Here is a 24591-nt window from a genome sequence, read left to right on the forward strand (position 1 = left end):
CTAGGTCGAGGAGCGGGATACGGCGCCTCGGCCTGCCAGCTATGCAGACTGCATAGCTCATGACTCGGACAACACTAGTGGAAAAGCTGTGAATTGTCACGCTTCGGTGTCAGAACCCTAACGCCGAGGTAACGAACCCTGAGTTTCCGGGGATGTCAGGCACGTGAAGGCCCGCAGAACGCGGAGGAGATCTTCAGCTGGCCGTGACCAGATCTCAGCCTAGCGCACCTTCGGGGCTCAGGATCGCATCCACGTACACGTGCTCGGCGGTTTCGAGCGAGACCTCGACGCCGATGCCGCCAGAAGCAGGCAGCAGGCCGATCCACGCACCACGGCGCTGCAGGGTGACCTCGGTGCCGGGAAGCACGCCAGCCTCGCGCAGAAGCGTGAGCGTCTGGAGGTCGGACTGGACGGGCTCGCCGAGGCGACGCACCTTCGCGAGCACGGGCTCCGTGGAGGTGGCTCCGCGCGCAGACTCCTCGAGGAGCGCCGAGACGCTCACGACGCCGGCGAGGAACTCCTCGGCAGGCTCGGCGCCGAACTCGACGAGTCCCGGAATCGGGGTGCCGTACGGCGATTCGCTGGGGCGACCGAGCATCTCGAAGATCCGCTGCTCGGCCTCGTCGCTCATGACGTGCTCCCAGCGGCAGGCCTCTTCGTGCACCTGGGCGAGGTCGAGGCCGATGACATTGGCGAGGAGACCCTCGGCGATCCGGTGCTTGCGCAGCACGCGCGTCGCCTTGGCACGCCCGTCGGTCGTCAGCACGAGTCTGCGGTCACCGGCGACCGAGACGAGTCCGTCGCGCTCCATGCGCGCGATCGTCTGCGACACCGTGGGACCCGAGTGCCCGAGTCGCTCGGAGATGCGAGCCCGAAGCGGGGTGATGCCCTCTTCCTCGAGGTCGAGAATGGTGCGGAGATACATCTCCGTGGTGTCCACCAGATTGGTCACGCCCCGCCACCCTCCGTTGCATTGGTCCGCCAAGCCTAGCGGCGAGCGAGCCCGCTTGCGCGCATAGGCTTGCAGCATGCCTGACATTCGCATCCCGACAGAGTTCATTCCGCTCGACGGCCGATTCGGCTGCGGCCCGTCGGTTGTCCGGCCCGCGCAGATCGATCATCTCGTCGCAGGGGCCACCAGCATCCTCGGCACCTCCCACCGCCAAGCACCCGTCAAGGACCTCGTGGGCCGCGTGCGCGCAGGCCTCTCCTCGCTCTACCGTCTCCCCGACGGCTACGAGGTACTGCTCGGCAACGGCGGGTCCACCGCATTCTGGGATTCCGCGGCCTTCGGCCTCATCTCCGAGCGCGCGCAGAACCTGACCTTCGGCGAGTTCGGCGGGAAGTTCGCCAAGGCTGCAGCCGCCCCGTGGCTCACGGCCCCGGACGTGCGCTCCGCCGAGCCGGGCACGATCGCCTCGCCGGAGGCAGTCGCCGGCGTCGATGTCTACGCGTGGCCGCACAACGAGACCTCGACGGGAGCAATGGCCCCCATCCGTCGCGTCCACGGTGATGACGGCGCCCTGACGGTCATCGACGCGACCAGCGCCGCGGGCGGCGTCGACATCGACATCAGCGAGACCGACGTGTACTACTTCGCGCCGCAGAAGAACTTCGGCGCCGACGGTGGCCTCTGGCTCGCGATCGCGTCCCCGGCTGCGATCGAGCGCATCGAGCGTATCGCCGCCTCCGAGCGGTACATCCCCGACTTCCTGAAGCTCAGCCACGTCGTCGAGAACTCGCGCAAGAACCAGACGCTCAACACGCCGGCCATCTCGACGCTGCTCCTCCTCGAGGCGCAGCTCGACTGGATCAACGGCAACGGCGGAATCGCCTGGGCCGACAACCGCACCCGTACCTCCTCCGGCATCATCTACGACTGGGCAGAGGCCTCCGAGTACGCGACTCCGTTCGTCGCGAACCCTGCAGAGCGCTCGCAGGTGGTCACGACGATCGACTTCGACGAGCAGGTGGATGCGGCTGCCGTCGCGGCGGCGCTCCGCGCCAACGCCATCGTCGACACCGAGCCGTACCGGAAGCTCGGCCGCAACCAGCTGCGGGTCGCGACGTTCACGTCGGTCGACCCCGACGACGTGCGCCGTCTCACGGGCGCAATCGACTACGTCGTCGAGCACCTGGGCTGATTCCGCCGGGTCCAACCCCGATCGAAGCGCAGACGAGAGGAGCGTCACCAGCAGCTGCTGGTGACGCTCCTCTCGTCTGTCCTGCGCGTCTTGTCTGTCCTGCGTGTCATGTCTGTCCTGCGTGTCTCGTCTGTCCTGCGTGTCTTGCTCCGCGATCCAGCGTGGCGCGTCTCCGCGCGAGCCGGGAGCTGACTTGTGGTCGCTTCGGGTGAGTTGTGACGACTACAACTCAGCCCTCGGCCACCGAGCATCCGCCGGGCTAGCTCTTGGCGTCGCCTTCGGGCGCTGACACCTCGGAGTCGGGCTCGAAGTCGACCCCGTCGAAGACGTCGTCCATGTCGTCGGCGAACTCCCGGATATCGGCGGCCTCACCGAACTCGGCGGCCTCCTGCGCTGGCAGCTCGTCCTCGCTGCGAGGGACCACGACGACCCGACGCCGCTTGCCCCGTGAGCTGCTCTTCTGGGGCTGCACCTCGTCTGCGAGCGCGGCGGGCGCCTTGGCGGCCCGCTTCGTCTTCGGCACGCTCGGCTCCGGAGCAACGTCGTCGCTCTCGACCGCGCCTGCCTTGGGCTCCTGGCCTGAGGTGTCGTCGGCACCGGCGTCGTCGGCACCGGATTCGCCGTCGACGGCCTTGCCCGCCTTCTTGCGCTTCCGACGCTCGGGCTTCTTCGGGGCTGCCTCGCCATCGGCGTCGCCGTGTGCTTCCGGAGTCGTCTCCTCCGCGGCGGCGTCAGGCGTCGCCTGGTCGACGCGCTTGCGACGCGACCGCTTGGGTTTCTCGGCGGGCGGCGTCTCCGCATCGGTCACCTCGACAGCAGCCTCGTCGGCAGCCGTGTCGCTCGGAGTGCCGTCGGTGTCGACGTCCGACTTCGACTTCTTGGCCGACTTCTCCTTCTTGCGCTTCTTCTTCTTGGGCTTCTCGGCTTCTGCAGATTCGCCGACGGCAGGCTCTGAGCCAGCACCGGCTGCGACATCCTCACTCGCGGGCACCTGAGCCGACTCGTCGTCCGCAGAACCGTCTGCGGTCGACTCGGCCTCGGCCGCACCGTCTGCACCGATGCGACGTCGTGTCCGCGTGCGCCGGATGCGCTTGCTCGACTTGGGCGCAGCCTCCGCGCCCGCGGCCTCTGCGTTCTCGCCGTCGACGTCAACGACCTCGCCGACCTCGAGCAGCTGCGCCGCTTCGTAGTCGGCGAGCCGATCGGACCATGGCACCCACGAAGGTGCCAGCAGGGCCCCGTCGCCGGGCAGCAGCTCGGCCTCGAGGACCGTCGGCTCGGCCTGGTCGACAAGGCGAACGAGGGAGACGTTCCATCGCCAGTCCGGGTAGCCGGGCAGGCGCGTCGTGTACTGGAGCGTGTAGACGCCCTCGTCCTCCTCGGGGACGACGGCGACGAGCTCGCCGAGCTCGGAGGCCGGCGTCACGTCCAGCAGAGCCGACCAGGCGAGCCTTCGCGAAGACTCGAGCTCGACGGCGTCAAGGGCGACCCCGAGCGGGGCTGCAAGCACGGCCTCGTTCGTCATCAGGCGTCCAGGTCGTCCGCGACGCGACGGAGCATCGCCGCGATCTTCGCGCCCTGCGGCTTCTCGGGGTAGCGACCGCGACGCATCGCGCCGCCGACGGAGTCGAGCAGCTTCACGAGGTCCTCGATGATGACTGCCATGTCATCAGGCGACTTGCGCTGGATGCGCGCGACGCTCGGCGGGGCCTCGAGGACGCGGACGGACAGCGCCTGTGCACCGCGTCGTCCGTCGGCGATGCCGAACTCGAGCTTCGTTCCCGGGCGCACCGACGAGGTTCCTGCTGGCAGCGCTGTCGCGTGCAGGAAGATCTCCTGACCGTCGTCGGCCGCAATGAAGCCGAATCCCTTGTCCTCGTCGTAGAACTTCACCTTGCCGGTGGGCATGGCCATCTCCTTGTTCGGCGCACGAAGCACCAGATCGAACTTTCACAGGCGGGGCGGCGAACTTCGCTTCCCCTGGTCGGCCGCGGCGTGCGGCTGATCCGAACCAGTCTACGGTGGCGCGCATGTCGATTAGTCTGGTTCGGTGACCTCTTCCAACGGCGCCCCCATCGCGAAGGGCGAACGCATCCTCGCTTTCATGTCCCTCGGCATCGCGGCGATCTCCTTCATCGCGCTGCTCGTCCTGCTCGCGACGCCACTCCTCGGCATCGAGGTCGACGCGAGCAACCCGATCTGGCCGACGCTGCTGTTCGTCACCTACATCGGCTTCCCCGTCGCGTTCCTTCTCATCCTGTCGCTCATCATCTGGCGCGTCGTCGCGAACCGACGCTCGCGGGGCAGGTCCGAGAGCTGATAGACGCCTCCCCGAGCGCGCTGCGGATCCTCCAACTCCTTCGCAGCCTGGATCGCACCGACCTCGCCAGCCTCGCCGCCTGGCGCAGGCTGTCGATGCGCGGCTCGAGCGGTGCAATGGACATCGCCGAGGCACTCGCAGAAGAGACCGCCCTGAACGAAGCCGTCGCGCGGCTGGGCTGGCGAGACGCCTCGCGACTCGCCTCAGGCGAACCGGAGGCGCTGCAGACGGCTCGACTGCGCGGCCTCGCTGTCGGAACGCCGGAGGCACCCGAGCTCCTCTCGACCACCGCCTCCGCATTGTCCGAGCTCCTCGCGGCATCACCCGACGCCGCCGAGTTCGATGCGTCGAACCTCGCGCCACTCCCCCAGGCCACCGAGCGCGCCCACAGTGCCGCGCAGCTCGCGGCCGACGCGATCGCCTCCCTCGACCTCGCGCCGCGCGCCTACCGCGACGGACGAGGCGGGCTCCAGCTGGGCGCGACGACGGTCCGTCGCATCGCAGCAGAGCTGCACACCGAACAGGCCGTGCTGTCCCCCCTCTTCGAATGGATGCTGGACCTCGGCCTCTGCAGCCCGGTCTCCGACGCCATGCGCCCCACCTCGCTCGGGCGCGTGTTCCGCCTCAGCGCCCCGCTGTCGCGGTGGCGCCAGCTCGCCGACTGCTGGCTGGCAGAGCTCCGCGTCGCAGACAGGACGGGCCTGCTCGTCGACGCGAAGTCGCACGCGACGCCGCAGACAGAGCTCCTCGGCATCACCGTCGAGGGCCAGCTCAGCCAGCTCGGCGTCCTGCTCGCACAGGACGACCTCGACGGCGCGGCCGACCTCCTCGAAGCCTCCCTGCCGGACGAGGTTCCCGGCGTCTACCTGCAGCCGGATCTCTCGATCATCGCGCCTGGCCCGCTCGCCCCCGCCGACGAGCAGGAGCTGCAGTCCGTCGCATCCCTCGAACGACGCGGCCTGGCCTCGAGCTACCGGCTCTCCGAGGCTTCGGTCACGCACGCGCTCGGCACCGGGCTCTCGATCGGCGAGATCAAGGCCACGCTCACTCGGCTCTCGCTCACCGGCATCCCCCAGCCCGTCGAGTACCTGCTCCGCGAGGCCTCGAACCGGCACGGCCGGGTGCGAGTTCGCGAGCACCCCGTCCGCCCCGGCACCATCGTGACGAGTCAGGACCCGGCACTCATGGATGCGCTGAGGGTCGACGCGGCCGTCGCGCCGCTCGGTCTCCGCCAGTCCGGAGAGGGCGCGCTCGTCTCCTCGGCATCCCGCGACACGGTCGTGCTCATGCTGCTCGACGCCCGCTACCCGGCAAGTGCCGAGAACGCCACGGGCCAGCTCGTGCCGCTCCGCCCCCGGGAGACCGCCCCCGCGCGAGAACGGCGTCCGAGCGAGGCCGCGCTGAGGTTTGCGGACGCCCTCCACGACGAGGCGACACGCCTGGACGCGGGAGACGATGCGCAGACGTGGGTGCAGCGTCAGCTCGAGGTGGCGCGACGAGCGAAGAGCGAGGTCACGGTGCGGGTCGACCTGGGAGGCGGCAAGGAGACCACCCTGCGCCTCGTGCCGATGAGCGTCGCGGCAGGCCGCCTCCGGGCGAGGGACCTCGCGGCCGACGTCGAGCGGACCCTCCCGATCCGCGCGATCCTCGAGGTGCAGCTCTCCGAGGTGCCCGAAGACCAGTAGCGCTGCGAGAAGTCGCCGACACCGCTGACGCGCAGGACCCGGCGGGTATGATTGACCGCTATGGCACTTGGACCGTTGATCGTACAGAGCGACAGAACTGTCCTGCTCGAAGTGGCGCATCCCGACGCCGAAGCCGCCCGCCACGCGTTGGCGGTCTTCGCCGAACTCGAGCGAGCGCCTGAGCACATCCACACGTATCGCATCACGCGGCTCGGTCTCTGGAATGCCCGCGCGGCCGGCCACGAGGCCGACGAGATGCTCGACGTCCTCGAGCGCTTCGCGAAGTTCCCCGTCCCAGCGTCCGTCTCGGGCGAGATCCGCGAGACCGTGGCCCGCTACGGGAAGCTCGTCATCTCCCGCGACGAGGAGGGCGAGCTGGTCGTCTCGAGCGACGACCCTGCCGTGCTCCTCCAGATCTCCAGGGCCAAGCACGTCGCACCGCTGCTCGAGGGACCGACCGGCGAGTCCGGATTCCGCGTGCAGGCCTGGGCAAGAGGTGAGCTCAAGCAGCAGCTCGTGAAGCTCGGCTGGCCCGCGGAGGACCTTGCGGGCTACACGCCTGGCACGCCGCACGCCATCGCGCTCGACGAGTCCGAATGGCAGCTGCGCGACTACCAGCGGTCGGCCGTCGACCACTTCTTCGAGGGCGGTTCCGGGGTCGTCGTGCTCCCCTGCGGCGCTGGCAAGACGCTCGTGGGCGCCGGTGCCATGGCGACCGCATCGACGAGCACGCTCATCCTCGTGACCAACACCGTCTCCGCGCGGCAGTGGCGCGACGAGCTGCTCCGCCGCACCACGCTCACGGAAGACGAGATCGGCGAGTACTCGGGCGAGGTCAAGGAGATCAAGCCCGTCACGATCGCGACCTACCAGATCCTCACCGCGCGCCGGAAGGGCGTCTACACGCACCTCTCGCTGCTCGACGCCCTCGACTGGGGCCTCATCGTCTACGACGAGGTGCACCTGCTGCCGGCCCCCGTCTTCAAGCTGACGGCTGAGCTGCAGGCGCGACGGCGGCTGGGCCTCACGGCGACCCTCGTGCGAGAAGATGGCCGCGAGGGCGACGTCTTCAGCCTCATCGGCCCCAAGCGCTTCGACGCTCCCTGGAAGGACATCGAAGCCCAGGGGTACATCTCGCCTGCCAAGTGCTACGAGGTCCGGGTGGACCTGCCGTACGAGACGCGCATGGAGTACGCGGCCGCGAGCGACGACGAGCGCTACCGCATCGCCGCGACGGCGCCCGCGAAGCACGAGCTCGTCAAGGCCCTCATTCGCAAGCATCGAGGCGAGAACATCCTCGTCATCGCCCAGTACCTCGATCAGATCGACAGCATCGCCGAGGAGCTCGGAGTGCCGAAGCTCACGGGCCAGACGCCCGTCGCGGAGCGCGAGGAGCTCTTCCAGGCCTTCAGGGAGGGACGGGAGAAGGTGCTCGTCGTCTCGAAGGTCGCCAACTTCTCGGTCGATCTGCCGGATGCGTCCGTCGCCGTGCAGATCTCCGGCTCGTACGGTTCGCGGCAGGAAGAGGCGCAGCGCCTCGGTCGGCTGCTTCGCCCGAGCTCGAGCGGCGTGACCGCGTCGTTCTACACACTCGTCTCGCGCGAGACCGTCGACCAGGACTTCGCGCAGAACCGGCAGCGCTTCCTCGCGGAGCAGGGGTACTCGTACGAGATCCTCGACGCCGACGCCATCCTCGAACCGGCCTAGCTCGACTCCGGCAATTCTCCGGCTTGACTCTGCACCACGGTGCAGGGTCCACGCTGGCGTCATGCCACACATGAAGCACAGCCGACTCGCCAAGGCGCACGGCCTGATCCGCCTGTCCGCCATCTATGACCTCGTCGTCACCCTCGGGTTCGCCTTCCTGCCGACCGCGTCCCTGATCTTCATCGGGCTGAAGGCCCTGCACGCCGAGCTCGGACTCAGCGGCGAACTCCCCGACGCGAGCTCTCCTTCGACCATGATGTTCGTGAACCTGATGGGCAGCGTCGTGACGGCGTGGGCGCTCTTCCGGATCTTCCGTCCGTCCCTCGCGGCGGGAGCTGCGGACACGCTCGCACGAGCGCTGTTCTCGCTCGCGATGATCACGGCGCTGACCCAAGGCGCGAGCCCGCTGATCGTGGTCATGCTGGCTCTCGAAGTCGCGTGGGGGGTCGCACAGGCGGCCGTGCTCGTCCGAGTGCGACGACCCCGGGCTCCGGCAGATGCGGCCCAGGCCGTAGTCTCCTCAGATGCGCATCGCTGAGCTCGCCGAGCGGGCAGACGTCAAGGTCTCCACCGTCCGCTTCTACGAGCGGCGCGGGGTGCTCGACAGCCCGCCCCGCACGACGGGCGGCTACCGCGACTACGACGATCGGGCGCTCACTCGTCTGCGCTTCCTCCGTCGTGGCCAGGAGCTCGGGTTCACGCTGCGGGAGCTCACCGACTTCGTGGAGCTCTCGGCGGATGCGCGGGCGGGAGCTGCCCAGCCCGAGGCCGTGCAGCGGGCCGCGAACGACAAGCTCCTCGAGATCGACGACCGCATCCGCGACCTTGACCGGACGCGGGCCGCCATCCTCGGGCTCCTCGCCGCCCCGTGCCTCGATCCGACGGCCGAATGCCCGATCGTGGACGCGCTCGGCCGCGAAGCGCGACCGGAGGTCACACGCGGGCGAGGAGCTCCACGTGCGTCATGACGAACTCGGCGTCCTCGTTGTCCGCCCACTCCGACCAGGCATCGGCGATGCGCTGAAGGTCGCCTGACGACGCGATCCCCCGCGCCCTCGCGTCCTCGGCGAACCGCGACCTGGTGGCGCGCTCCGCCCACGTCGACCCCCACCAGGCGCGCTCCTCCGGTGTCGTGAAGATCCAAGCGCTCGCCGAGAGACGCACATCCTCCAGTCCCGCAGAGTGTGCCCATCGCCGCAGGACCCTGCCGGCGTTCGGCTCCCCGTCGTTCGAGCGCGCGACCTTGTCGTACACGGCAAGCCAATGGTCGAGTTCCGGAAGCTGCGGCGACCACACGCACGTTCCGTAGTCGACATCTCGCACCGCGACCAGTCCCCCAGGCTTCGTCACTCGGCGCATCTCCCGCAGCGCCGCGACCGGGTCGGAGAGGTGCTGCAGCACCTGATGTGCGTGCACCACGTCGAACTCGCCGTCGGCGAAGTCGAGCGAGTAGACATCGCCGAGCAGGAACTCCGTCTGCGTGTCCCCGGCTTCGAGTGCGGCGGCACGCGACGCCTCGAGGGGCTCATCCACGACCTCGATGCCGACGACACGGCCGGCGGTGCCGACCCGCCGCGCGAGATCCAGGGTGATCGAGCCCGGCCCGCAGCCGACGTCGAGCACGTGCATGCCCTCTCGCAGCTCCGGGAGGAGGTAGCCGGCGGAGTTCTCGGCCGTACGCCGCCCATGCGAGCGGAGCACGCTCGCGTGGTGGCCATGGGTGTACCTCGGGGCTGCGGAGTCGTCCATGTCGGCACAGTAGCGCACCGCGCGCCCGGACCCGCGTGAGCACGACCCAGAAGATTAGCGCATCCGCACTGCCGCGACACCGCGCGCCGTCAGACTTCACTCAGACGGCGTCAAGATACTTAGTCCATGACTGATGGCCCCAAGATTCTCGTTGTTGACGACGAGCCAAACATCCGCGAACTCCTGTCGACCAGCCTGCGCTTCGCAGGGTTCATGGTGCGTGCCGTCGGCAACGGCGCCGCCGCGATCTCCGCTGTCATCGAGGAGGAGCCCGACCTCATCGTCCTGGACGTCATGCTCCCCGACATGAACGGCTTCGGCGTCACGAAGCGCCTGCGCGCGTCTGGCTACACGAGCCCCATCCTGTTCCTGACCGCCAAGGACGACACCGACGACAAGATCGAGGGCCTCAACGCGGGTGGCGACGACTACGTCACCAAGCCGTTCAGCCTCGACGAGATCGTCGCCCGCATCAAGGCCATCCTCCGCCGCACCATGCAGGCCGAGGAAGAGGCGGTCATCCGCACTGGCGAGCTCACGATGGACCAGGACACCCACGAGGTGTTCATCGGCGACGAGCCGATCGAGCTCTCCCCCACCGAGTTCAAGCTCCTTCGCTACCTCATGCTCAACCCGAACCGCGTGCTCTCGAAGGCGCAGATCCTCGACCACGTCTGGGAGTACGACTTCAACGGTGACGCCGGCATCGTCGAGTCCTATATCTCCTACCTGCGCCGCAAGCTCGACCAGTTCACCGAGGAGCCGCTCATCCAGACCAAGCGCGGCTTCGGCTACATGCTGAAGGTCTCCGGGGCCAAGGCATAGCAGAGGTGACCAAGCCCGACCACGAGGGGAAGTAGGCGGTGCCGTTCAAGGCATGGCGCTGGGATCGGCTCTCACTCCGCAACAAGCTGACGATCGTCAACATCACGCTGCTGACGTTCGGTATCGTCGTCGCCGGAATCGGCACGACGCTGCTGCTGCGGCCGACGCTCGTCTCGCAGACCGACTCACAGCTGAGCGTGTACGCGAGTGACCCCACCCAGTTCCTCGCCGCCGACCCCTCGTCGAGGCTCATCACCTACGACGCCATCCGCATCGCCCCGTCCACGATCTACGTGGCCGTCCTCGATGCTGACGGCCAGGTCGTCGTCGACAACTGGGGACAGTGGCAGCGGCCGCAGGCGATCGCGCCCGAGGTGCCAGCAGACGCCGCGGTCCGCGGCAGCCAGAGCCTCTTCGACATGGAGGACCCGCTCGGGGCGACCTGGCGGACCATCACCGTGCCGGAGGGAGAGTACGCCGCCGATCAGGTGCGCGGCACGCTGCTCATCGCGGCCCCGCTGACGAGCGTCAACGCGACGATGGTGAACTTCCTGGCCATCTTCTTCGGCTTCGGGCTGACGGTCGTGATCTTCGGCGCGGCCCTCACGAGAGTCCTCGTCTCCGCGACGCTGCTCCCCCTGAGGCAGGTCGAGGCCACGGCCATGCAGTTCGCCTCTGGCGACTACTCCCAGCGCCTGCCCGCCGGCACCCCGAACACCGAGGTGGGGCGCCTCTCCCGGTCGCTCAACACCATGCTCGTCCGCATCGATCACGCCTTCGACGAGCGGACGCGCACCATCGCGCAGATGCGTCGTTTCGTCGGCGACGCCAGCCACGAGCTGCGCACGCCGCTCGTCACGGTCCGCGGCTACGCCGAGCTCTACCGCATGGGTGCCCTCAACGACCCCGAGAAGGTCGGCCAGGCGATGGAGCGGATCGAGAAGGAGGCGCTCCGCATGGGGGGCCTCGTCGAGGACCTCCTGCAGCTCGCTCGACTCGACGAGACGCGCGAGCTCGTCAAGGACGTCATCGACCTCGAGCCGATTGCTGAGGACGCGGCGATGGATGCGCACGCGACCGCCAAGGATCGCGTCGTGCGGGCTCTCCCCGTGAACATCATCCAGGAGACCCGCGACGAGGCGGAGCCCCACGGGTCCGAGACGACCGGCGAGCTGCCTGCCGCCGTCGAGGCGGACATCGTCCCGGCCGACGAGTCGGCCAGCGCTCCGGAAGGTGCGGCCGCGAAGCGCGCGCTGTGGCGACGGCGTTCGCTGCCGCGCCCGGCGCTGCGAGGCTTCCCCATCAGGCGCAAGGGGGCCGAGCCGAGTGGGATCGAGGCCGCCGACTCCGACGAGGACCTCGGAGATGTGCCCGCCATGGTGCACGCGAACGAGGACAAGGTCAGGCAGGCGATCTCGAACCTGCTCGGCAACGCCATGCGGTACACGCCGGAGGGGTCGCCCCTCGAGGTGGGCGTGACGGTGGATCTGCAGAACCAGCTCGCCATCGTCGACATCATCGACCACGGTGAGGGCATCCCCCCGCAGATCAGGCAGAAGATCTTCGAGCGGTTCTGGCGCGCAGACACCTCCCGCGCACGCGAGACCGGCGGTTCCGGGCTCGGCCTCTCGATCGTCTCGGCGATCATGAAGGCGCACGATGGCGAGGTCGACGTGCTCGAGACCCCCGGCGGCGGGGCGACGTTCCGCCTCAAGTTCCCGCTGCTCATGTCCGCGCCTGTGGACAGCGCTCTCTCCACAGCCCCGAACAGCTGATCCCCGCTCCCCCGCAGCTGCTCCTAGCCTTCTCGCGAGTTGCCGCCGGAACCACCCGGCGGCCGAAGAAGGGGGAACATTCATATGGCCGTCTACATGGTCGACAGCGAGCAGCTGCAGCTCGCCGTCACGAACACGCAGTCGTCGATCGGGCGAGTGCAGGCAGAGGTCGCCGCACTGCTCGGCAACCTGACCGCACTCGAGGGGTCGTGGAGCGGGGAGGCGGCGGCAGCCTTCCAGGGCCTGGTGCAGCAGTGGCGCTCGACCCAGGCTCAGGTGGAGTCGAGCATCTCCGCCATCAATAGCGCTCTGGGCAGCGCGAGCGCCAGCTACGGCACCGTGGAAGGCGACGTTCGGCGGCTCTTCAGCGTCTGACCGGCTCTGCACTCGGCGGCTTGGCTCGGCCGGAGCCTCGACCCATCGCGTCGAGCCGCGAGGCGGGAACGACGAAGCGGGCGGCTCCGTGAGGAGCCGCCCGCCTGTTGTCGTGCGCGTGGTGCTTAGAAGTCCATTCCAGCGCCCGGGTCCATCGCCGGTGCGCCAGCCTTCTCGGGCTTGTCAGCGACGACGACCTCGGTCGTGAGGAAGAGACCAGCGATCGAAGCTGCGTTGAGCAGCGCGGAGCGCGTGACCTTCACCGGGTCGAGCACTCCAGCCTCGATGAGGTTGACGTACTCGCCGGTTGCGGCGTTGAGGCCCCAGCCGTCTTCGAGTCCGGCGACCTTCTCGGCCACGACGCCGGGCTCGAGGCCAGCGTTCGTCGCGATCTGCTTGAGCGGTGCGAGGATGCCGACCTTGACGATGTTGACGCCGGTCGCTTCGTCGCCCTTGAGCTCGAGCTTGTCGAGAACGCGTGCGCCAGCCTGGATGAGGGCGACGCCACCACCGGCGACGATGCCCTCTTCGACGGCAGCCTTCGCGTTGCGGACTGCGTCCTCGATGCGGTGCTTGCGCTCCTTGAGCTCGACCTCGGTCGCTGCTCCGGCCTTGATGACGGCGACGCCACCGGCGAGCTTCGCGAGGCGCTCCTGGAGCTTCTCGCGGTCGTAGTCGCTGTCGCTGTTCTCGATCTCGGCGCGGATCTGGGCGACGCGGCCGGCGATCTGCTCGGGCGAGCCAGCGCCCTCGACGATCGTCGTCTCGTCCTTCGTCACGACGACCTTGCGGGCCGTGCCGAGGAGGTCGAGCGTTGTGTTCTCGAGCTTGAGGCCGACTTCCTCGCTGATGACCTGTCCACCCGTGAGGATGGCGATGTCCTGCAGCTGGGCCTTGCGGCGGTCGCCGAAGCCGGGAGCCTTGACGGCAACCGACTTGAAGATGCCGCGGACCTTGTTGACGATGAGCGTCGCGAGAGCTTCGCCCTCGACGTCCTCGGCGATGATGAGGAGCTGCTTGCCAGCCTGGATGACCTTGTCGACAACAGGAAGGAGGTCCTTGATGTTGGAGATCTTGCCGTTGACGATCAGGATGTAGGCGTCTTCGAAGACGGCTTCCTGGCGCTCGGGGTCGGTGACGAAGTACTGCGAGAGGTAGCCCTTGTCGAAGCGCATGCCCTCGGTCAGCTCGAGCGTGGTGCCGAACGTGTTCGACTCCTCGACGGTGACGACGCCTTCCTTGCCGACCTTGTCGATCGCCTCGGCGATGATCTCGCCGATCTGCGCGTCAGCAGCCGAGATCGATGCGGTGGCAGCGATCTGCTCCTTGGTCTCGACCTCCTTGGCGGATGCGAGCAGCTCGGCGACGACGGCCTCGACGGCCTTCTCGATGCCGCGCTTGAGCGAGATCGGGTCTGCGCCTGCTGCGACGTTGCGGAGGCCCTCGCGGACGAGCGCCTGAGCGAGGACGGTAGCCGTCGTCGTGCCGTCACCGGCGACGTCGTCGGTCTTCTTCGCGACCTCCTTGACGAGCTCGGCACCGATCTTCTCGAACGGGTCGTCCAGCTCGATCTCCTTGGCGATGGACACGCCGTCGTTCGTGATCGTGGGCGCGCCCCACTTCTTCTCGAGCACGACATTGCGGCCGCGTGGGCCGAGCGTGACCTTCACCGCGTCGGCGAGCGTGTTCAGTCCACGCTCAAGCCCGCGACGGGCCTCTTCGTCAAAAGCAATGATCTTCGACATATGTGTACTGCGTCCTTTCCGGACGTGGTTCGTGAGGTTCGTGGTTGGCACTCGAACGAGGCGAGTGCAAGTCCATATTGGCACTCGGCCCTGTCGAGTGCAAGCCGCCCCGACGCCTTCTCGCTGCGGGCGAACGAGGACGGGAGATCCCGCGCCCTGCACCGAAAACGGCGCCGACCCCCACAGAGGGTCGACGCCGCTTGTCGTCGGGGATCAGAGTGCGCGGACGGACTCCGCCTGGGGGCCCTTGTCGCCGGCCCCGATCTCGAATTCGACCTTCTGTCCCTCTTCGAGAACGCGGTAGCCCTGCATCTCGATGGCCTTGTAGTGCACGAACACATCCTGTGCAGCAGCGCCGTCGAGCGCATCCACAGTGATGAAGCCGTAGCCCTTGTCAGCGTTGAACCACTTCACGGTTCCGTTCGCCATGTTTGTCTCCATTGCTCAGTAGTACTCGCCAGCGCCAGCCGGCGGAGCCCTGCATGCGTGCGAGGGGGACGAACGATGGTGCCCAGGACTCGAGCAAGATACTAGGTCGCGACCTGTTGAGCGTGGAAGCCGAAAACCGCGATCACGTCACCTGGCGACGTTTTGTCTCCAGATGTTCACATTCGTGGAACACAAGGCGCGCATTCCCCGGTGAACCCCCGGGGCTTTCGCCCCTATCCGGCGAGGTCGAGGCCGACGATGACGACGATCGTCCCAGCGGCAGCGACGTTCGGATCCAGCACCGCGGTGCCCCCGCCGAGCGACTGCACGAGCGCCAGGGCAGCAGCCTCCTGAGCGGGGTCGTTGTAGGAGACGGTGGTCGTCGCGTAGTCGGAGGTCGGTGCATCCGCCGTCTCCGTCACGTTCCAGCCGGCGTCAGCGAGCTCGGTGGTCGTTCCGCCGGCGACGCCAGCCAGCTCGGTGCCGTTGAGCACGCGGACGGCGACGTTCGGGTCGAGCTGCGGCACGACCTCGGCAGGCGCCTCCTCGACAGGGGCGGCCTCGGCCGGCGTCTCGCTGGTCTCGGGCTCGGCGGACGGGCTGAACGAGACGGCGCCGTTGATGATCTGCATGGCAACCGCCGCGACGGCGACGATGACGACGACGGCCAGCAGGCCCCAGAGCCACGAGGCGAGCTTGGCGAGACGGGTTCGGGGCGCGCGATGCGCGCCGCGCCTGTCGAGGCCGGGTGGGATGTCGTCGAAGCGATCCTTGGGGTAGTCCACGTTTTTACCGAATCCGTCCTGAGGTGGGAGAGGCGCTGGACATGCGCTGCTCGCGCCGCAGCTGGCGCTCATCCGCCCGCCGCTCGCGCGCACGCCGTAGGCGGCCGACGAGCATCGGCTGGTGAGCGAGCGCAGCTGGTGTCTCGATGAGCGTAGCGAGATTTCGGTAGTACTGCGTCGTCGACCAGCCGAAGCGATCCCTGATCGCTGCCGTCTTCGCTGCGTTCTGCCGCGGATTCAGGTCTTCGAAATCCAGCAGGGCGCGCTCGAGGTCGCTGAGCTCCACGTCCCGTTCCATGCAGGAAGTGTACGAGCACGGCTCACGGACTGGACTCACGCAACGCGCGTATGCTCGTTCCTCCCTGACCGCTCCCAGCGGTCTCGTCGATCTCCAGGAGGCACGGTGTCCTACGCCGTCAACAAGCCCGATTCCGAGTGGCGCGCTGAGCTCACGCCGCAGGAGTACCACGTGCTGCGCGAGGCAGGCACTGAGCGGGCCTACACGGGAGAGCTCCTCGAAGAGGGGCGCGCCGGACTGTACACCTGCCGCGCATGCGGCTCCGAGCTCTTCAAGGCCGGAACGAAGTTCGACTCCGGATGCGGGTGGCCGAGCTTCTACGAGTCGGTCCGCCCCGACGCAGTCCAGCTGCTCGAGGACCGCTCGCTCGGCATGGTGCGCACCGAGGTGCGCTGCGCGAACTGCGGGTCCCACCTCGGGCACGTATTCCCCGACGGCTTCGGCACCCCGACGGGCGACCGTTACTGCATGAACTCGCTCTCGCTCTCCTTCACCCCGGACGACGAGACGCCCTCCGAGTAAGGAGCGCAGCACCCGAGTGGCCATGCGGTGCGCGCCTCGCGCACCGCATGGCTATGATGGTGCCGCTGCAATTGCAGCAGGCCGACTTAGCTCAGCTGGTAGAGCACCGCTCTTGTAAAGCGGATGTCGCGAGTTCGAACCTCGCAGTCGGCTCCAGAATCCTCACCGCCCCGCGCGAGTCCCTCGTTGCCTCCGTGTTCCGAAAGCGGCCCGAACTATACTCGGCTGGATGCACGAGCACACGACTGCGCAGCGCGCACCGCGCCCTCAGCGCACGACCGCAAGTCGCGGTGTGCTCGGACTGACCATCGGCGCGGGCCTGATCCTCACGCTCATCGCGATCAGGACGTTCACGGCTTCGCTCGACGACGCACCGGCCCTCGGCCCGATCAGCGACTTCGTGACGCTCTCCTTGAGCGTCGTCATCGAGTCCATGCCGTTCATCGTGCTCGGCATCCTGCTCTCGATCGTCGTCCAGCACTGGCTCCCGCCGGGCTTCCTGATGCGCATCCTGCCGCAGAGCCCCTGGCTCCGACGCGCCGTGATCTCCCTGTTCGGCATCGCCCTGCCCGTCTGCGAGTGCGGCAACGTGCCCCTCGCCCGCGGCCTCGTGCTCCGCGGCTTCACGCCGGCCGAGTCGATCACGTTCCTGCTCGCAGCGCCCATCCTGAACCCCATCACGATCGTCACGACGTACCAGGCGTTCGGCTGGGACCACGGGATCCTGGCCGCCCGCATCATCGGCGGCTTCGTCATCGCCAACGTCATCGGCTTCCTGTTCAGCCGCCACCCGAGACCACAGGAGCTGCTCACGCCGAGCTTCGCCGCAACCTGCGAGCTGGAGGCGAAGCACGGACACGGGGGCCGCTCCGGCGTCCGCGACCGCTTGCGGGCGAGCGCGTCGATGTTCGGCGCCGAGACCTCCACGATGCTCCCCGCGCTCTTCATCGGATCCGCCATCGCGGGGGCCATCCAGGTCGGCGTCTCACGCGATCTCCTCACGACGCTCGGCGAGCATCCCGTGCTCTCGGTGCTCGTGCTCATGACGCTCGGCTTCGTCATCTCGATCTGCGCGAACGTCGACGCGTTCTTCGCCCTGTCCTTCGTCGGCACGTTCATGCCCGGCGGGATCGTGGCCTTCCTCGTGATGGGGCCGATGATCGACGTCAAGATGCTCGCGCTCATGCGCACGACCTACACGAGCGCGGTCCTCGCGCGCATCACCCTCATCGTCGCGCTGTCGGCCTTCACCCTCGGACTCGGAGTGAACCTCATTGCTTGAACGACTGCTCTCCAGATGGCGCGGGGTCGCGCTCACGCTCTTCACCGTCGTCGCCACGGTGTGGCTCTCCATGACGGGCGGGCTCTCGCTCTACATCCACCCCCGCTACTTCGTGTTCACCTCGATCATGGCGGTCATCGGCGGCGTCCTCGCGATCGCGGCCATCGCCGTCACCCCGGGTCGCGACGACCACGACCACGGACATGACCACGACCACTCGCATGAGTCGGATGCGCTCGGCACATCGACCACACGGCGGAGCAACCGCCGCCCCCGGCTCGGCGCACGTCAGCGCATCGCCGTGATCGCCTCGACGACCGTCACGCTCGTCGTCGTCGCCACGGCGTTCGTGGCGCTCATCATCGCGCCGCCGGTGACGCTCAGCTCCGCGGCGGTGGAGAACCGCTCCCTCAACGCCAACGCGCAGACCGTGGACTCCCCGATCTCGGAGGGCGAGACGCTCCGGGGCCGCGACACCAGCTCCTTCACCGTCAAGGACTGGGCCGCGATGCTCCGCCAGGGCGACGGGGAGCAGCAGGTGCTCGGCGAACGCGCGAAGCTCGTCGGGTTCGTGACCGAGGACCCGGACTCGCCGGACGCCTTCATCCTGGCGCGCTTCGTCGTGAACTGCTGCGCGATCGACGCCGCCCCGGTCGGCGTCGCCGTGCACCAGCCCGGTTGGCAGGGCAGCTACCCCGTCGATTCCTGGGTCGAGGTCGACGGCGCGTTCGTCACGAACCCGAGCGCCTCCAGCGCCGAGCGCGTCGCACTCATGCCGACGACCATCACCGCGATCGACCAGCCGAACGATCCCTATGTCTACTGATCTCGCCTCGGGCGGACGCCGCTTCCGCAGGACGTTCATCCTGGCGGTCATCGTGCTCGCACTGCTCGCCGCGGGGCTCGCCGTCGGCAACATCCTGCAGGGCCCGCGAGTCGCGTCGACGGCGGTCAACGCCATCGGCACGGTCGAGCAGCAGGGCACGCGCCTCGTGCTGACGCCGAACCAGCGCCTCCGCGAGATCGACCCCGCGCAGGTCGTCCTCGAGCCAGCCGCCGACTACAGCCTCACGGAGGAGAACGGCACGATCACGGTGACGTTCGAGCAGCTGCTCGCCTACGACACGAGCTACACCCTCACAGTGACGGACGCCGTGAGCTCCTCGACGGGCGTCTCATCGACCCTCGAGACCGAGTTCACGACTCCACCTCTCGAGGTGTCGACACTCGTCCGCGGGGCTATCTCGACCGGCGGGACGCTCGAGGACCGGGTCATCGAGACGAACGTCTCCGGCGGGGGTGAGCCGACCATCCTGTTCACCGCCCCGCGCATCCAGGAGTATGCCCTCACGGACGCGTTCGTCGCCGTCATCGAACAGGACTCCGCCGGCCTCGGCACGGTCGGCGTCGCGCCCCGCGCTGAGCCCGGACCGGCTGTCCCGCTGAACGTGGACGCGACCGGGAGCTTCTCGAGCCTCGCCGCCGACGCGGCGAGCGGCCTCATCGGCTTCGTCGTCGACGGCGTGCACGCCGACGGGCAGACCGAGCTGGTGCGCTCGCTGTTCGTCTTCGACACGAGCGACACGTCGTTCCGCCCCAAGCAGGTGGCAGGCCCCGACGGCACACCGCTCATGGTCTCGACGTGGGCGTTCGCGCCCCGCACTGGGGCGCTCATCGCGCAGACCCTCGACGAGCAGCTGTACCTCGTGAACGTGCTCGCCGGCACCCCAGCCGAGCCGATCGGCCAGGCGCAGCACTTCCATGGCTTCGTTCCCGGCACGGCCACCGCCGTGACCTCGGGTGTCGGCGGCTACACCCTCTTCGATCTGAGCTCGGGGACCGCGGAGCAGCTCACCCCGGCTCCGATGACGCTCAGCGAGACGCAGTACCTCACGCAGACGAGCGTGCTCGACCCGGAGGGAACCCAGATCTCCGCGGTCGCGGATGCGGCGGCCGGGCTCGCCGACGTCACGGTGGAGTTCGCCGACGCCGACAGCCAGCGCACGCTCTTCGACCCGGGCGACAGCGGCGAGTGGCTGCGCGACATCTGCGTCTCCCCCAACGGCCAGTATCTCGCCGTCGAGACGGGCCTCGGCGCGCAGGGGCCGGACGGCTACGCCGTCCTTCCCGGCATGAAGCAGTCGACGACCACCGTCATCGACATCGCCACGGGCGCGGAGCTCCGCCGCCTCACCGGCTTCCTGACCTCGTGGTGCCGCTGACCCGTCTCCACGACCTGGGACCAGATACGACGATGGGCCCCACCCGCAGGTGAGGCCCATCTGATCGCAGTTGCTGCGCCTACTTTGCGGCGCGCTTGGCAGCCCGCAGCTTCGAGACCTCGTACATCGTGATGCTCGTCGCGATGCCCGCGTTGAGGGATTCCGTCGCCCCGTCGATCGGGATGGAGACGATCGCGTCGCAGTGCTCGGTGACGAGCCTCGAGAGGCCCTTGCCCTCGCTGCCGACGACGACGAGGAGCGGAGAGGTCGCGAGCTCGAGCGACGGCAGCGAAACGTCGCCGTCGCCGTCGAGGCCGATGACGAAGACGCCGGCCTTCTTGTACGCCTTGATGGTGGCCGTCAGGTTCGAGGCCATGGAGACGGGCAGACGTGCTGCGGCGCCGGCAGACGTCTTCCACGCGGAAGCCGTCATGCCGACCGAGCGTCGCTGCGGCACGATGATGCCATCGCCGCCGAACGCCGCCACGGAACGCACGATGGCGCCGAGGTTGCGAGGGTCCGTGATGCCGTCGAGCGCGACGAACAGCGGGTTCCGGCGACGCTGGATGGCGCGGTCGAGCTCCTCCATCGGGTCGGCGTACGTGTACGCCGGCACCTTGATGATGACGCCCTGGTGGACTGCGTCGCGGCCCGCCATGCGGTCGAGCTCGGGACGCATGACCTCGAGGATCGGGATCTTGCGCTCGGTGGCGATCTTGAAGATCTCCTTGACGCGCTCATCCATCTCACCGCGCGCGGCGACATAGAGCGTCGTCGCGGGGATGCCGGCGCGCAGCGCTTCGACCACCGAGTTGCGGCCTGTCACGAGCTCTGTGCTGTCGTCGGTCCGCGCGCGGCGCGGGGCGCCGCCCTCACGCTGCGCCGGACGCGGCTTGGAGCCACCGCGAGCGGCTTCCAGGCGTTCCTTCGCGGCCTTGCGCTTGCCGGCCACGTGCCAGGAACGGTCCTCGGCGCGCGGCGTGTTGCCCCGACCTTCGAGGGACTTGCGGCCGTTGCCGCCGGTGCCCTTCGTGGGGCCCTTCTTGCTGCGGTTGCCGCGCGAATTCGTGCTCATGCCTTCTCCAACGTCCAGAAGCTGCCGTTCGGCGAGTCTTCAATCTGCACGCCGGCTGCTGCCAGCGTGTCTCGAATCTGATCTGCGCGGGCGAAGTCCTTCGCACCGCGGGCCTGCTTGCGCTCCACGAGCAGCGAGTCGACGAGCGCCGCGAGGGCCGTGTCGCCGGCCGCATCCGCTCCCCCGCTCCACTGCTCAGCGCGTGGGTTGATGCCGAGGATGTCGAGCATCGAGGTGACCTCGCGTGCTGCTCGGGCCGCCGCATCCGCCGCGCCCGTGTCGAACGCCTGGTTGCCGGCGGTCACCGTCTCGTGCAGCGACGCTATGGCCTGCGGGACCGCGAAGTCGTCGTTCATCGCGGCGACGAACGCAGCGGGGAGGCCGTCGAATCGCACCGTGCCCGCCGGCTCGACTGGAACCGGGAGGCCGGCCCGCTCCGCGCGCTCGAGGAACGACTCGATGCGCGCGAACGACGCGGCTGCCTCCTCGAGCGAGGTGTCGCCGATCTCGATGGTCGAGCGGTAGTGCGCCGACCCGAGGAAGTAGCGGACCACGACGGGGCGAGCGGAGGACAGGAGGTCGAGCGCCGAGACCGTGTTGCCGATCGACTTCGACATCTTCTGCCCTGCCACCGAGACGAGGCCGTTGTGCACCCACGTGCGAGCGAACTCGAGGCCCGCGGCGCGCGACTGCGCCAGCTCGTTCTCATGGTGGGGGAAGCGGAGGTCACGCCCACCGCCGTGGATGTCGAAGGTCGGCCCGAGGTACTTGGTCGACATCGCCGAGCACTCGATGTGCCAGCCCGGCCGACCTGAGCCCCAGGGCGACGCCCAGGCGGCCGACTCCGGCTCGCCGGGCTTGCGCCCCTTCCAGAGCGCGAAGTCGGCGGCGCTGCGCTTGCCGCGGCTCGGCGCCTCGCCCTCTGCCATGTCCTCGGGGCGCTGGTGCGTGAGCTCTCCGTAGCTCGGCCAGCTGCCGGTGTCGAACCACACGTCGCCGCTCTCGTCGGCGGCCGGATACGCGTGGCCGCGCTCGATGAGCAGCGAGATGAGCTCCTGCATCTCCGGGATGGACCCCGTCGCGCGAGGCTCGTACGTGGGTGGGCGGATGCCGAGCGCCGCGTAGGCGGCATTGAACTCGCGTTCCACGCGGTACGCGAGTGCCCACCACGGTTCGCCAGCGGTGGCTCCGGCAAGAGTCTTGTCGTCGATGTCGGTGACGTTGCGCACGAGCGTCACCCGGAGGCCGCTCGCCTCGAACCATGACCGGAACTGGTCGTAGACGAGCGCCGAACGGAGGTGACCAGCGTGGGGCGCTGACTGCACCGTCGGCCCGCAGACGTACATCGAGACCTCGCCTGGCACCATCGGCGTGAAGTCGCCGAGTGCTTGCGTCTGCGTGTCGTAGATGCGCTGATTCACTGCACCAGCATACGCGTCAGGGCCGCGCGGACGAATGGACGTCCGCGCGGCCCTGACGGCAAAGCGCATGGTGTGCGTTGAACGACCCTCACGAGCCGCAGAACCACCCGGAGTGCTGACTAGGAAGCGAGGACCTTGTCGAGGACGTCGCCGGCCTTCTCCTCGTCGGTCTTCTCGGCGAGCGCGAGCTCCGAGACGAGGATCTGCCTGGCCTTCGCGAGCATTCGCTTCTCACCCGCAGAGAGGCCCCGATCCTGATCGCGTCGCCAGAGGTCGCGCACGACCTCCGACACCTTGATGACATCGCCGGAGGCGAGCTTCTCAAGATTCGACTTGTACCTGCGGGACCAGTTCGTCGGCTCCTCGGTGATGGGGGCGCGCAGCACCTCGAACACACGGTCGAGACCGTCCTGTCCGATGACGTCGCGTACTCCTACCAGGTCGACGTTGTCAGCAGGAACCTCGATGACGAGGTCTCCCTGTGCAACGTTCAACTTGAGGAACATCTTCTCTTCGCCCTTGATGACTCGGATCTTCACCTCTGAAATGGTGGCCGCGCCGTGATGGGGATAGACGACTGTCTCCCCGACCTCAAACTGCATAAATACAAGCCCCTTTCGGCACCTAAGAGTACCATGTCAAAACGGCTCATTCGAGGACTGGGGTGGTAGAGTCCGCCGCCGCTTCGTCCAGGAGGGGCACCTGGATCAGATAGGCTTCCTGCATCCTGTGAATTCGTGCGGCGACAGCCGCACGGTCCGAACCTGGAGGCTCCAGACGTGAAGATCCGCGCCGTCGCGTCCGTCACCCTTGCCGCCGCAGTCGCGGTTGGGCTTGCCGGCTGCAACTACATCTCCCCCCAGCGAACCACGACGCAGTACTCGGCGAGCGACGGCACGAACGCCAACGTCGGCGACCTCGAGGTCCGCAACGCCATCCTCATCACCGACACGCTGGTCGGCACCGACGTGACCGACCGAGCGAACCTCATCTTCTCGGTCGTCAACCACACGGGCAGCGCCGGCTCGCTCGACATCACGTACACGGGACTCATCAACGGCGTCGAGCAGGAGGTCGTCGTGACCGTTCCCGTCGACGCATCCGCGGGCGTCACGCAGGTGGGCTTCGGCGAGGGCGCGACCGTGCTCCTCGAAGGCATGGACTTCACCCCGGGCTCCACCCACGACGTCGACTTCACGGCGACCCTCGACGGCGTCCAGACCATGCAGGCAGTGACCGTCCCCGTGCTCGACGGCACGCTGCCGGAGTACTCGACGCTCGTTCCCGGCCCCGCCCAGACCGAGCCGCCCGCGGCACCGCCGAGCATCGCCCCCACGCCGGCACCCACCGAGGTACCGGAAGAAGGCGGCACGGCCTAGCAGACGCACGCAGACTGCCGAGAAGGGCGCATCCACGTGAGTGGATGCGCCCTTCTCGTGTTGCGCCGTCTGGAAGTCGCTCAGCCCTCGTAGCGGTAGCCGAGCCCGCGCACCGTCACGAGGCGCACGGGGGTCGACGGTTTCTCCTCGATGCGGCTGCGGATGCGCTTGATGTGCACGTCGAGCGTCTTGGTGTCGCCGTAGTAGTCCGGCCCCCAGACGCGGTCGATGAGCTGCCCACGAGTGAGCACGCGCCCCGAGTTCCGCATCAGGTACTCGAGCAGCTCGTACTCCTTCAACGGCATGGGGGTCACCTTGCCCGAGACCTGCAGAGTGTGCCGGTCGAGGTCCATGCGAACCTCGCCGACCTCGATGATGCTGTCATCCTCGCCCTCGTCCTCCTGCTCGTTGCGGCGGAGCACGGCGCGCACGCGGGCCAGCAGCTCGCGCGTGGAGTACGGCTTCGTGACGTAGTCGTCGGCACCCAGCTCGAGACCGACGACGATGTCGACCTCGCTGTCCTTGGCCGTGAGCATGATGATGGGCACCTTCGACGTGAGGCGGATCTGCTTGCACACCTCGGTCCCGGGGACGCCAGGGAGCATGAGGTCGAGGAGCACCAGGTCGGCACCATCACGGTCGAACAGGTCGAGGGCGTCGAGGCCCGTCTCGGCGACAGCGACCTCGTACCCCTCCCGTCCGAGGAGGAAGGAGAGCGGCTCATGCAGTGCGGATTCGTCTTCGACGAGGAGGATGCGGGTCACGGAGGCCATTGTGCATATCTTTCGTGAACATTGAGTGACGTGCCAAGGGCCGCGCCCGTTCGACGGCGTGCCGTCGGTCGGGGCCGCCC

General features: G+C 68.3%; 26 protein-coding genes and 1 tRNA gene. 15 read left to right on the plus strand and 12 right to left on the minus strand.

Annotated features, from left to right (window positions below; genetic code table 11):
* Positions 1-214: 214 nt before the first annotated feature.
* On the minus strand, positions 215-952 hold the full coding sequence (locus C5E05_RS05210; RefSeq protein ID WP_104241893.1) for a metal-dependent transcriptional regulator: 738 nt from the start codon (positions 950-952) through the stop codon (positions 215-217).
* Between the two features lie 76 nt (positions 953-1028).
* Here C5E05_RS05210 and serC point away from each other — a divergent pair, with 76 nt between their 5' ends.
* On the plus strand, positions 1029-2144 hold the full coding sequence (gene serC / locus C5E05_RS05215; RefSeq protein ID WP_104241895.1) for a phosphoserine transaminase: 1116 nt from the start codon (positions 1029-1031) through the stop codon (positions 2142-2144).
* Between the two features lie 259 nt (positions 2145-2403).
* Here serC and C5E05_RS20060 read toward each other — a convergent pair whose 3' ends face one another.
* Both C5E05_RS20060 and C5E05_RS05225 read right to left on the minus strand, forming a co-directional pair.
* Complete coding sequence (locus C5E05_RS20060) at positions 2404-3669, minus strand: DUF3027 domain-containing protein (RefSeq protein WP_181059384.1); 1266 nt, start codon at positions 3667-3669, stop codon at positions 2404-2406.
* Entirely contained in the window at positions 3669-4052 is a 384-nt protein-coding gene (locus tag C5E05_RS05225; RefSeq protein ID WP_104241897.1) for a cold-shock protein, read from the minus strand. The genes C5E05_RS20060 and C5E05_RS05225 overlap by 1 nt, the downstream gene beginning before the upstream one ends.
* 142 nt (positions 4053-4194) lie before the next feature.
* Between C5E05_RS05225 and C5E05_RS05230 the strand changes: the two genes are divergently transcribed.
* The 5 genes from C5E05_RS05230 to C5E05_RS05250 all read left to right on the plus strand — a co-directional run bounded on the left by C5E05_RS05230 (position 4195) and on the right by C5E05_RS05250 (position 8824).
* The gene (locus C5E05_RS05230; RefSeq protein ID WP_104241898.1) at positions 4195-4464 is read left to right on the plus strand and encodes a hypothetical protein; all 270 of its coding nucleotides are present in this window, start codon (positions 4195-4197) and stop codon (positions 4462-4464) included.
* Positions 4465-4559: 95 nt separating this feature from the next.
* Complete coding sequence (locus C5E05_RS05235) at positions 4560-6149, plus strand: helicase-associated domain-containing protein (RefSeq protein WP_104299342.1); 1590 nt, start codon at positions 4560-4562, stop codon at positions 6147-6149.
* A gap of 60 nt (positions 6150-6209) precedes the next feature.
* The gene (locus C5E05_RS05240) at positions 6210-7856 is read left to right on the plus strand and encodes a DNA repair helicase XPB (protein WP_104241902.1); all 1647 of its coding nucleotides are present in this window, start codon (positions 6210-6212) and stop codon (positions 7854-7856) included.
* 61 nt (positions 7857-7917) lie between these two features.
* Positions 7918-8394: a hypothetical protein gene (locus tag C5E05_RS05245; RefSeq protein WP_181059387.1), complete on the plus strand. Its 477-nt coding sequence runs from the start codon at positions 7918-7920 to the stop codon at positions 8392-8394.
* Positions 8381-8824, plus strand: coding sequence for a MerR family transcriptional regulator (locus tag C5E05_RS05250; protein ID WP_104241904.1), 444 nt, complete (start codon positions 8381-8383; stop codon positions 8822-8824). The genes C5E05_RS05245 and C5E05_RS05250 overlap by 14 nt, the downstream gene beginning before the upstream one ends.
* Here C5E05_RS05250 and C5E05_RS05255 read toward each other — a convergent pair.
* Entirely contained in the window at positions 8790-9605 is an 816-nt protein-coding gene (locus C5E05_RS05255; protein ID WP_104341332.1) for a methyltransferase domain-containing protein, read from the minus strand. The two genes, C5E05_RS05250 and C5E05_RS05255, sit on opposite strands and share 35 nt — an antisense overlap.
* 126 nt (positions 9606-9731) lie before the next feature.
* Between C5E05_RS05255 and C5E05_RS05260 the strand changes: the two genes are divergently transcribed.
* The 3 genes from C5E05_RS05260 to C5E05_RS05270 all read left to right on the plus strand — a co-directional run bounded on the left by C5E05_RS05260 (position 9732) and on the right by C5E05_RS05270 (position 12580).
* On the plus strand, positions 9732-10430 hold the full coding sequence (locus C5E05_RS05260; RefSeq protein WP_068479813.1) for a response regulator transcription factor: 699 nt from the start codon (positions 9732-9734) through the stop codon (positions 10428-10430).
* Between the two features lie 38 nt (positions 10431-10468).
* The gene (locus C5E05_RS05265) at positions 10469-12205 is read left to right on the plus strand and encodes a cell wall metabolism sensor histidine kinase WalK (protein WP_104341333.1); all 1737 of its coding nucleotides are present in this window, start codon (positions 10469-10471) and stop codon (positions 12203-12205) included.
* A gap of 84 nt (positions 12206-12289) precedes the next feature.
* Entirely contained in the window at positions 12290-12580 is a 291-nt protein-coding gene (locus tag C5E05_RS05270; protein WP_104299345.1) for a WXG100 family type VII secretion target, read from the plus strand.
* A gap of 125 nt (positions 12581-12705) precedes the next feature.
* Here C5E05_RS05270 and groL read toward each other — a convergent pair whose 3' ends face one another.
* The 4 genes from groL to C5E05_RS05290 all read right to left on the minus strand — a co-directional run bounded on the left by groL (position 12706) and on the right by C5E05_RS05290 (position 15837).
* Positions 12706-14325 (minus strand): chaperonin GroEL, encoded by a 1620-nt coding sequence (gene groL / locus C5E05_RS05275; RefSeq protein ID WP_068479821.1) that lies wholly within the window; start codon positions 14323-14325, stop codon positions 12706-12708.
* A 213-nt stretch (positions 14326-14538) separates the two neighbouring features.
* Positions 14539-14754, minus strand: a complete 216-nt coding sequence (locus tag C5E05_RS05280; protein WP_068479823.1) for a cold-shock protein — start codon at positions 14752-14754, stop codon at positions 14539-14541.
* A 233-nt stretch (positions 14755-14987) separates the two neighbouring features.
* Entirely contained in the window at positions 14988-15539 is a 552-nt protein-coding gene (locus tag C5E05_RS05285; RefSeq protein WP_104307082.1) for a LytR C-terminal domain-containing protein, read from the minus strand.
* Between the two features lie 4 nt (positions 15540-15543).
* Entirely contained in the window at positions 15544-15837 is a 294-nt protein-coding gene (locus tag C5E05_RS05290; RefSeq protein ID WP_104241914.1) for a DUF3263 domain-containing protein, read from the minus strand.
* A 105-nt stretch (positions 15838-15942) separates the two neighbouring features.
* On the opposite strand from C5E05_RS05290, the gene msrB reads away from it, so the two are divergent.
* The 5 genes from msrB (at position 15943) to C5E05_RS05315 (ending at position 19863) form a co-directional block, all read left to right on the plus strand.
* Positions 15943-16359 (plus strand): peptide-methionine (R)-S-oxide reductase MsrB, encoded by a 417-nt coding sequence (gene msrB, locus C5E05_RS05295; RefSeq protein WP_104241916.1) that lies wholly within the window; start codon positions 15943-15945, stop codon positions 16357-16359.
* Positions 16360-16439: 80 nt separating this feature from the next.
* Positions 16440-16515 (plus strand) — tRNA-Thr (locus tag C5E05_RS05300).
* Between the two features lie 73 nt (positions 16516-16588).
* On the plus strand, positions 16589-17641 hold the full coding sequence (locus tag C5E05_RS05305) for a permease (protein ID WP_104241918.1): 1053 nt from the start codon (positions 16589-16591) through the stop codon (positions 17639-17641).
* Complete coding sequence (locus C5E05_RS05310; protein WP_104299346.1) at positions 17634-18467, plus strand: TIGR03943 family putative permease subunit; 834 nt, start codon at positions 17634-17636, stop codon at positions 18465-18467. The genes C5E05_RS05305 and C5E05_RS05310 overlap by 8 nt, the downstream gene beginning before the upstream one ends.
* On the plus strand, positions 18457-19863 hold the full coding sequence (locus C5E05_RS05315) for a hypothetical protein (RefSeq protein WP_104341334.1): 1407 nt from the start codon (positions 18457-18459) through the stop codon (positions 19861-19863). Before C5E05_RS05310 ends, C5E05_RS05315 begins: the two co-directional genes overlap by 11 nt.
* 79 nt (positions 19864-19942) lie before the next feature.
* On the opposite strand, the gene rlmB is transcribed toward C5E05_RS05315, so the two are convergent.
* The 3 genes from rlmB to C5E05_RS05330 form a co-directional block, all read right to left on the minus strand.
* A complete protein-coding gene (gene rlmB / locus C5E05_RS05320; protein ID WP_104241924.1) occupies positions 19943-20938 on the minus strand; it encodes a 23S rRNA (guanosine(2251)-2'-O)-methyltransferase RlmB in 996 nt (331 codons plus the stop codon).
* Positions 20935-22359 (minus strand): cysteine--tRNA ligase, encoded by a 1425-nt coding sequence (cysS, locus tag C5E05_RS05325; RefSeq protein WP_104241926.1) that lies wholly within the window; start codon positions 22357-22359, stop codon positions 20935-20937. Before cysS ends, rlmB begins: the two co-directional genes overlap by 4 nt.
* 119 nt (positions 22360-22478) lie before the next feature.
* Positions 22479-22961 carry a CarD family transcriptional regulator gene (locus tag C5E05_RS05330; protein ID WP_104241928.1) on the minus strand — a complete coding sequence of 161 codons (483 nt, stop codon included), beginning with the start codon at positions 22959-22961 and terminating at the stop codon, positions 22479-22481.
* Between the two features lie 177 nt (positions 22962-23138).
* On the opposite strand from C5E05_RS05330, the gene C5E05_RS05335 reads away from it, so the two are divergent.
* A complete protein-coding gene (locus C5E05_RS05335) occupies positions 23139-23738 on the plus strand; it encodes a DNA modification methylase (protein ID WP_104241930.1) in 600 nt (199 codons plus the stop codon).
* Between the two features lie 80 nt (positions 23739-23818).
* On the opposite strand, the gene C5E05_RS05340 is transcribed toward C5E05_RS05335, so the two are convergent.
* The gene (locus C5E05_RS05340; protein ID WP_068479999.1) at positions 23819-24502 is read right to left on the minus strand and encodes a response regulator transcription factor; all 684 of its coding nucleotides are present in this window, start codon (positions 24500-24502) and stop codon (positions 23819-23821) included.
* Positions 24503-24591 lie beyond the last annotated feature (89 nt).

Source organism: Pseudoclavibacter sp. AY1H1 (genome assembly GCF_002931055.1).
GTDB lineage: Bacteria > Actinomycetota > Actinomycetes > Actinomycetales > Microbacteriaceae > Pseudoclavibacter.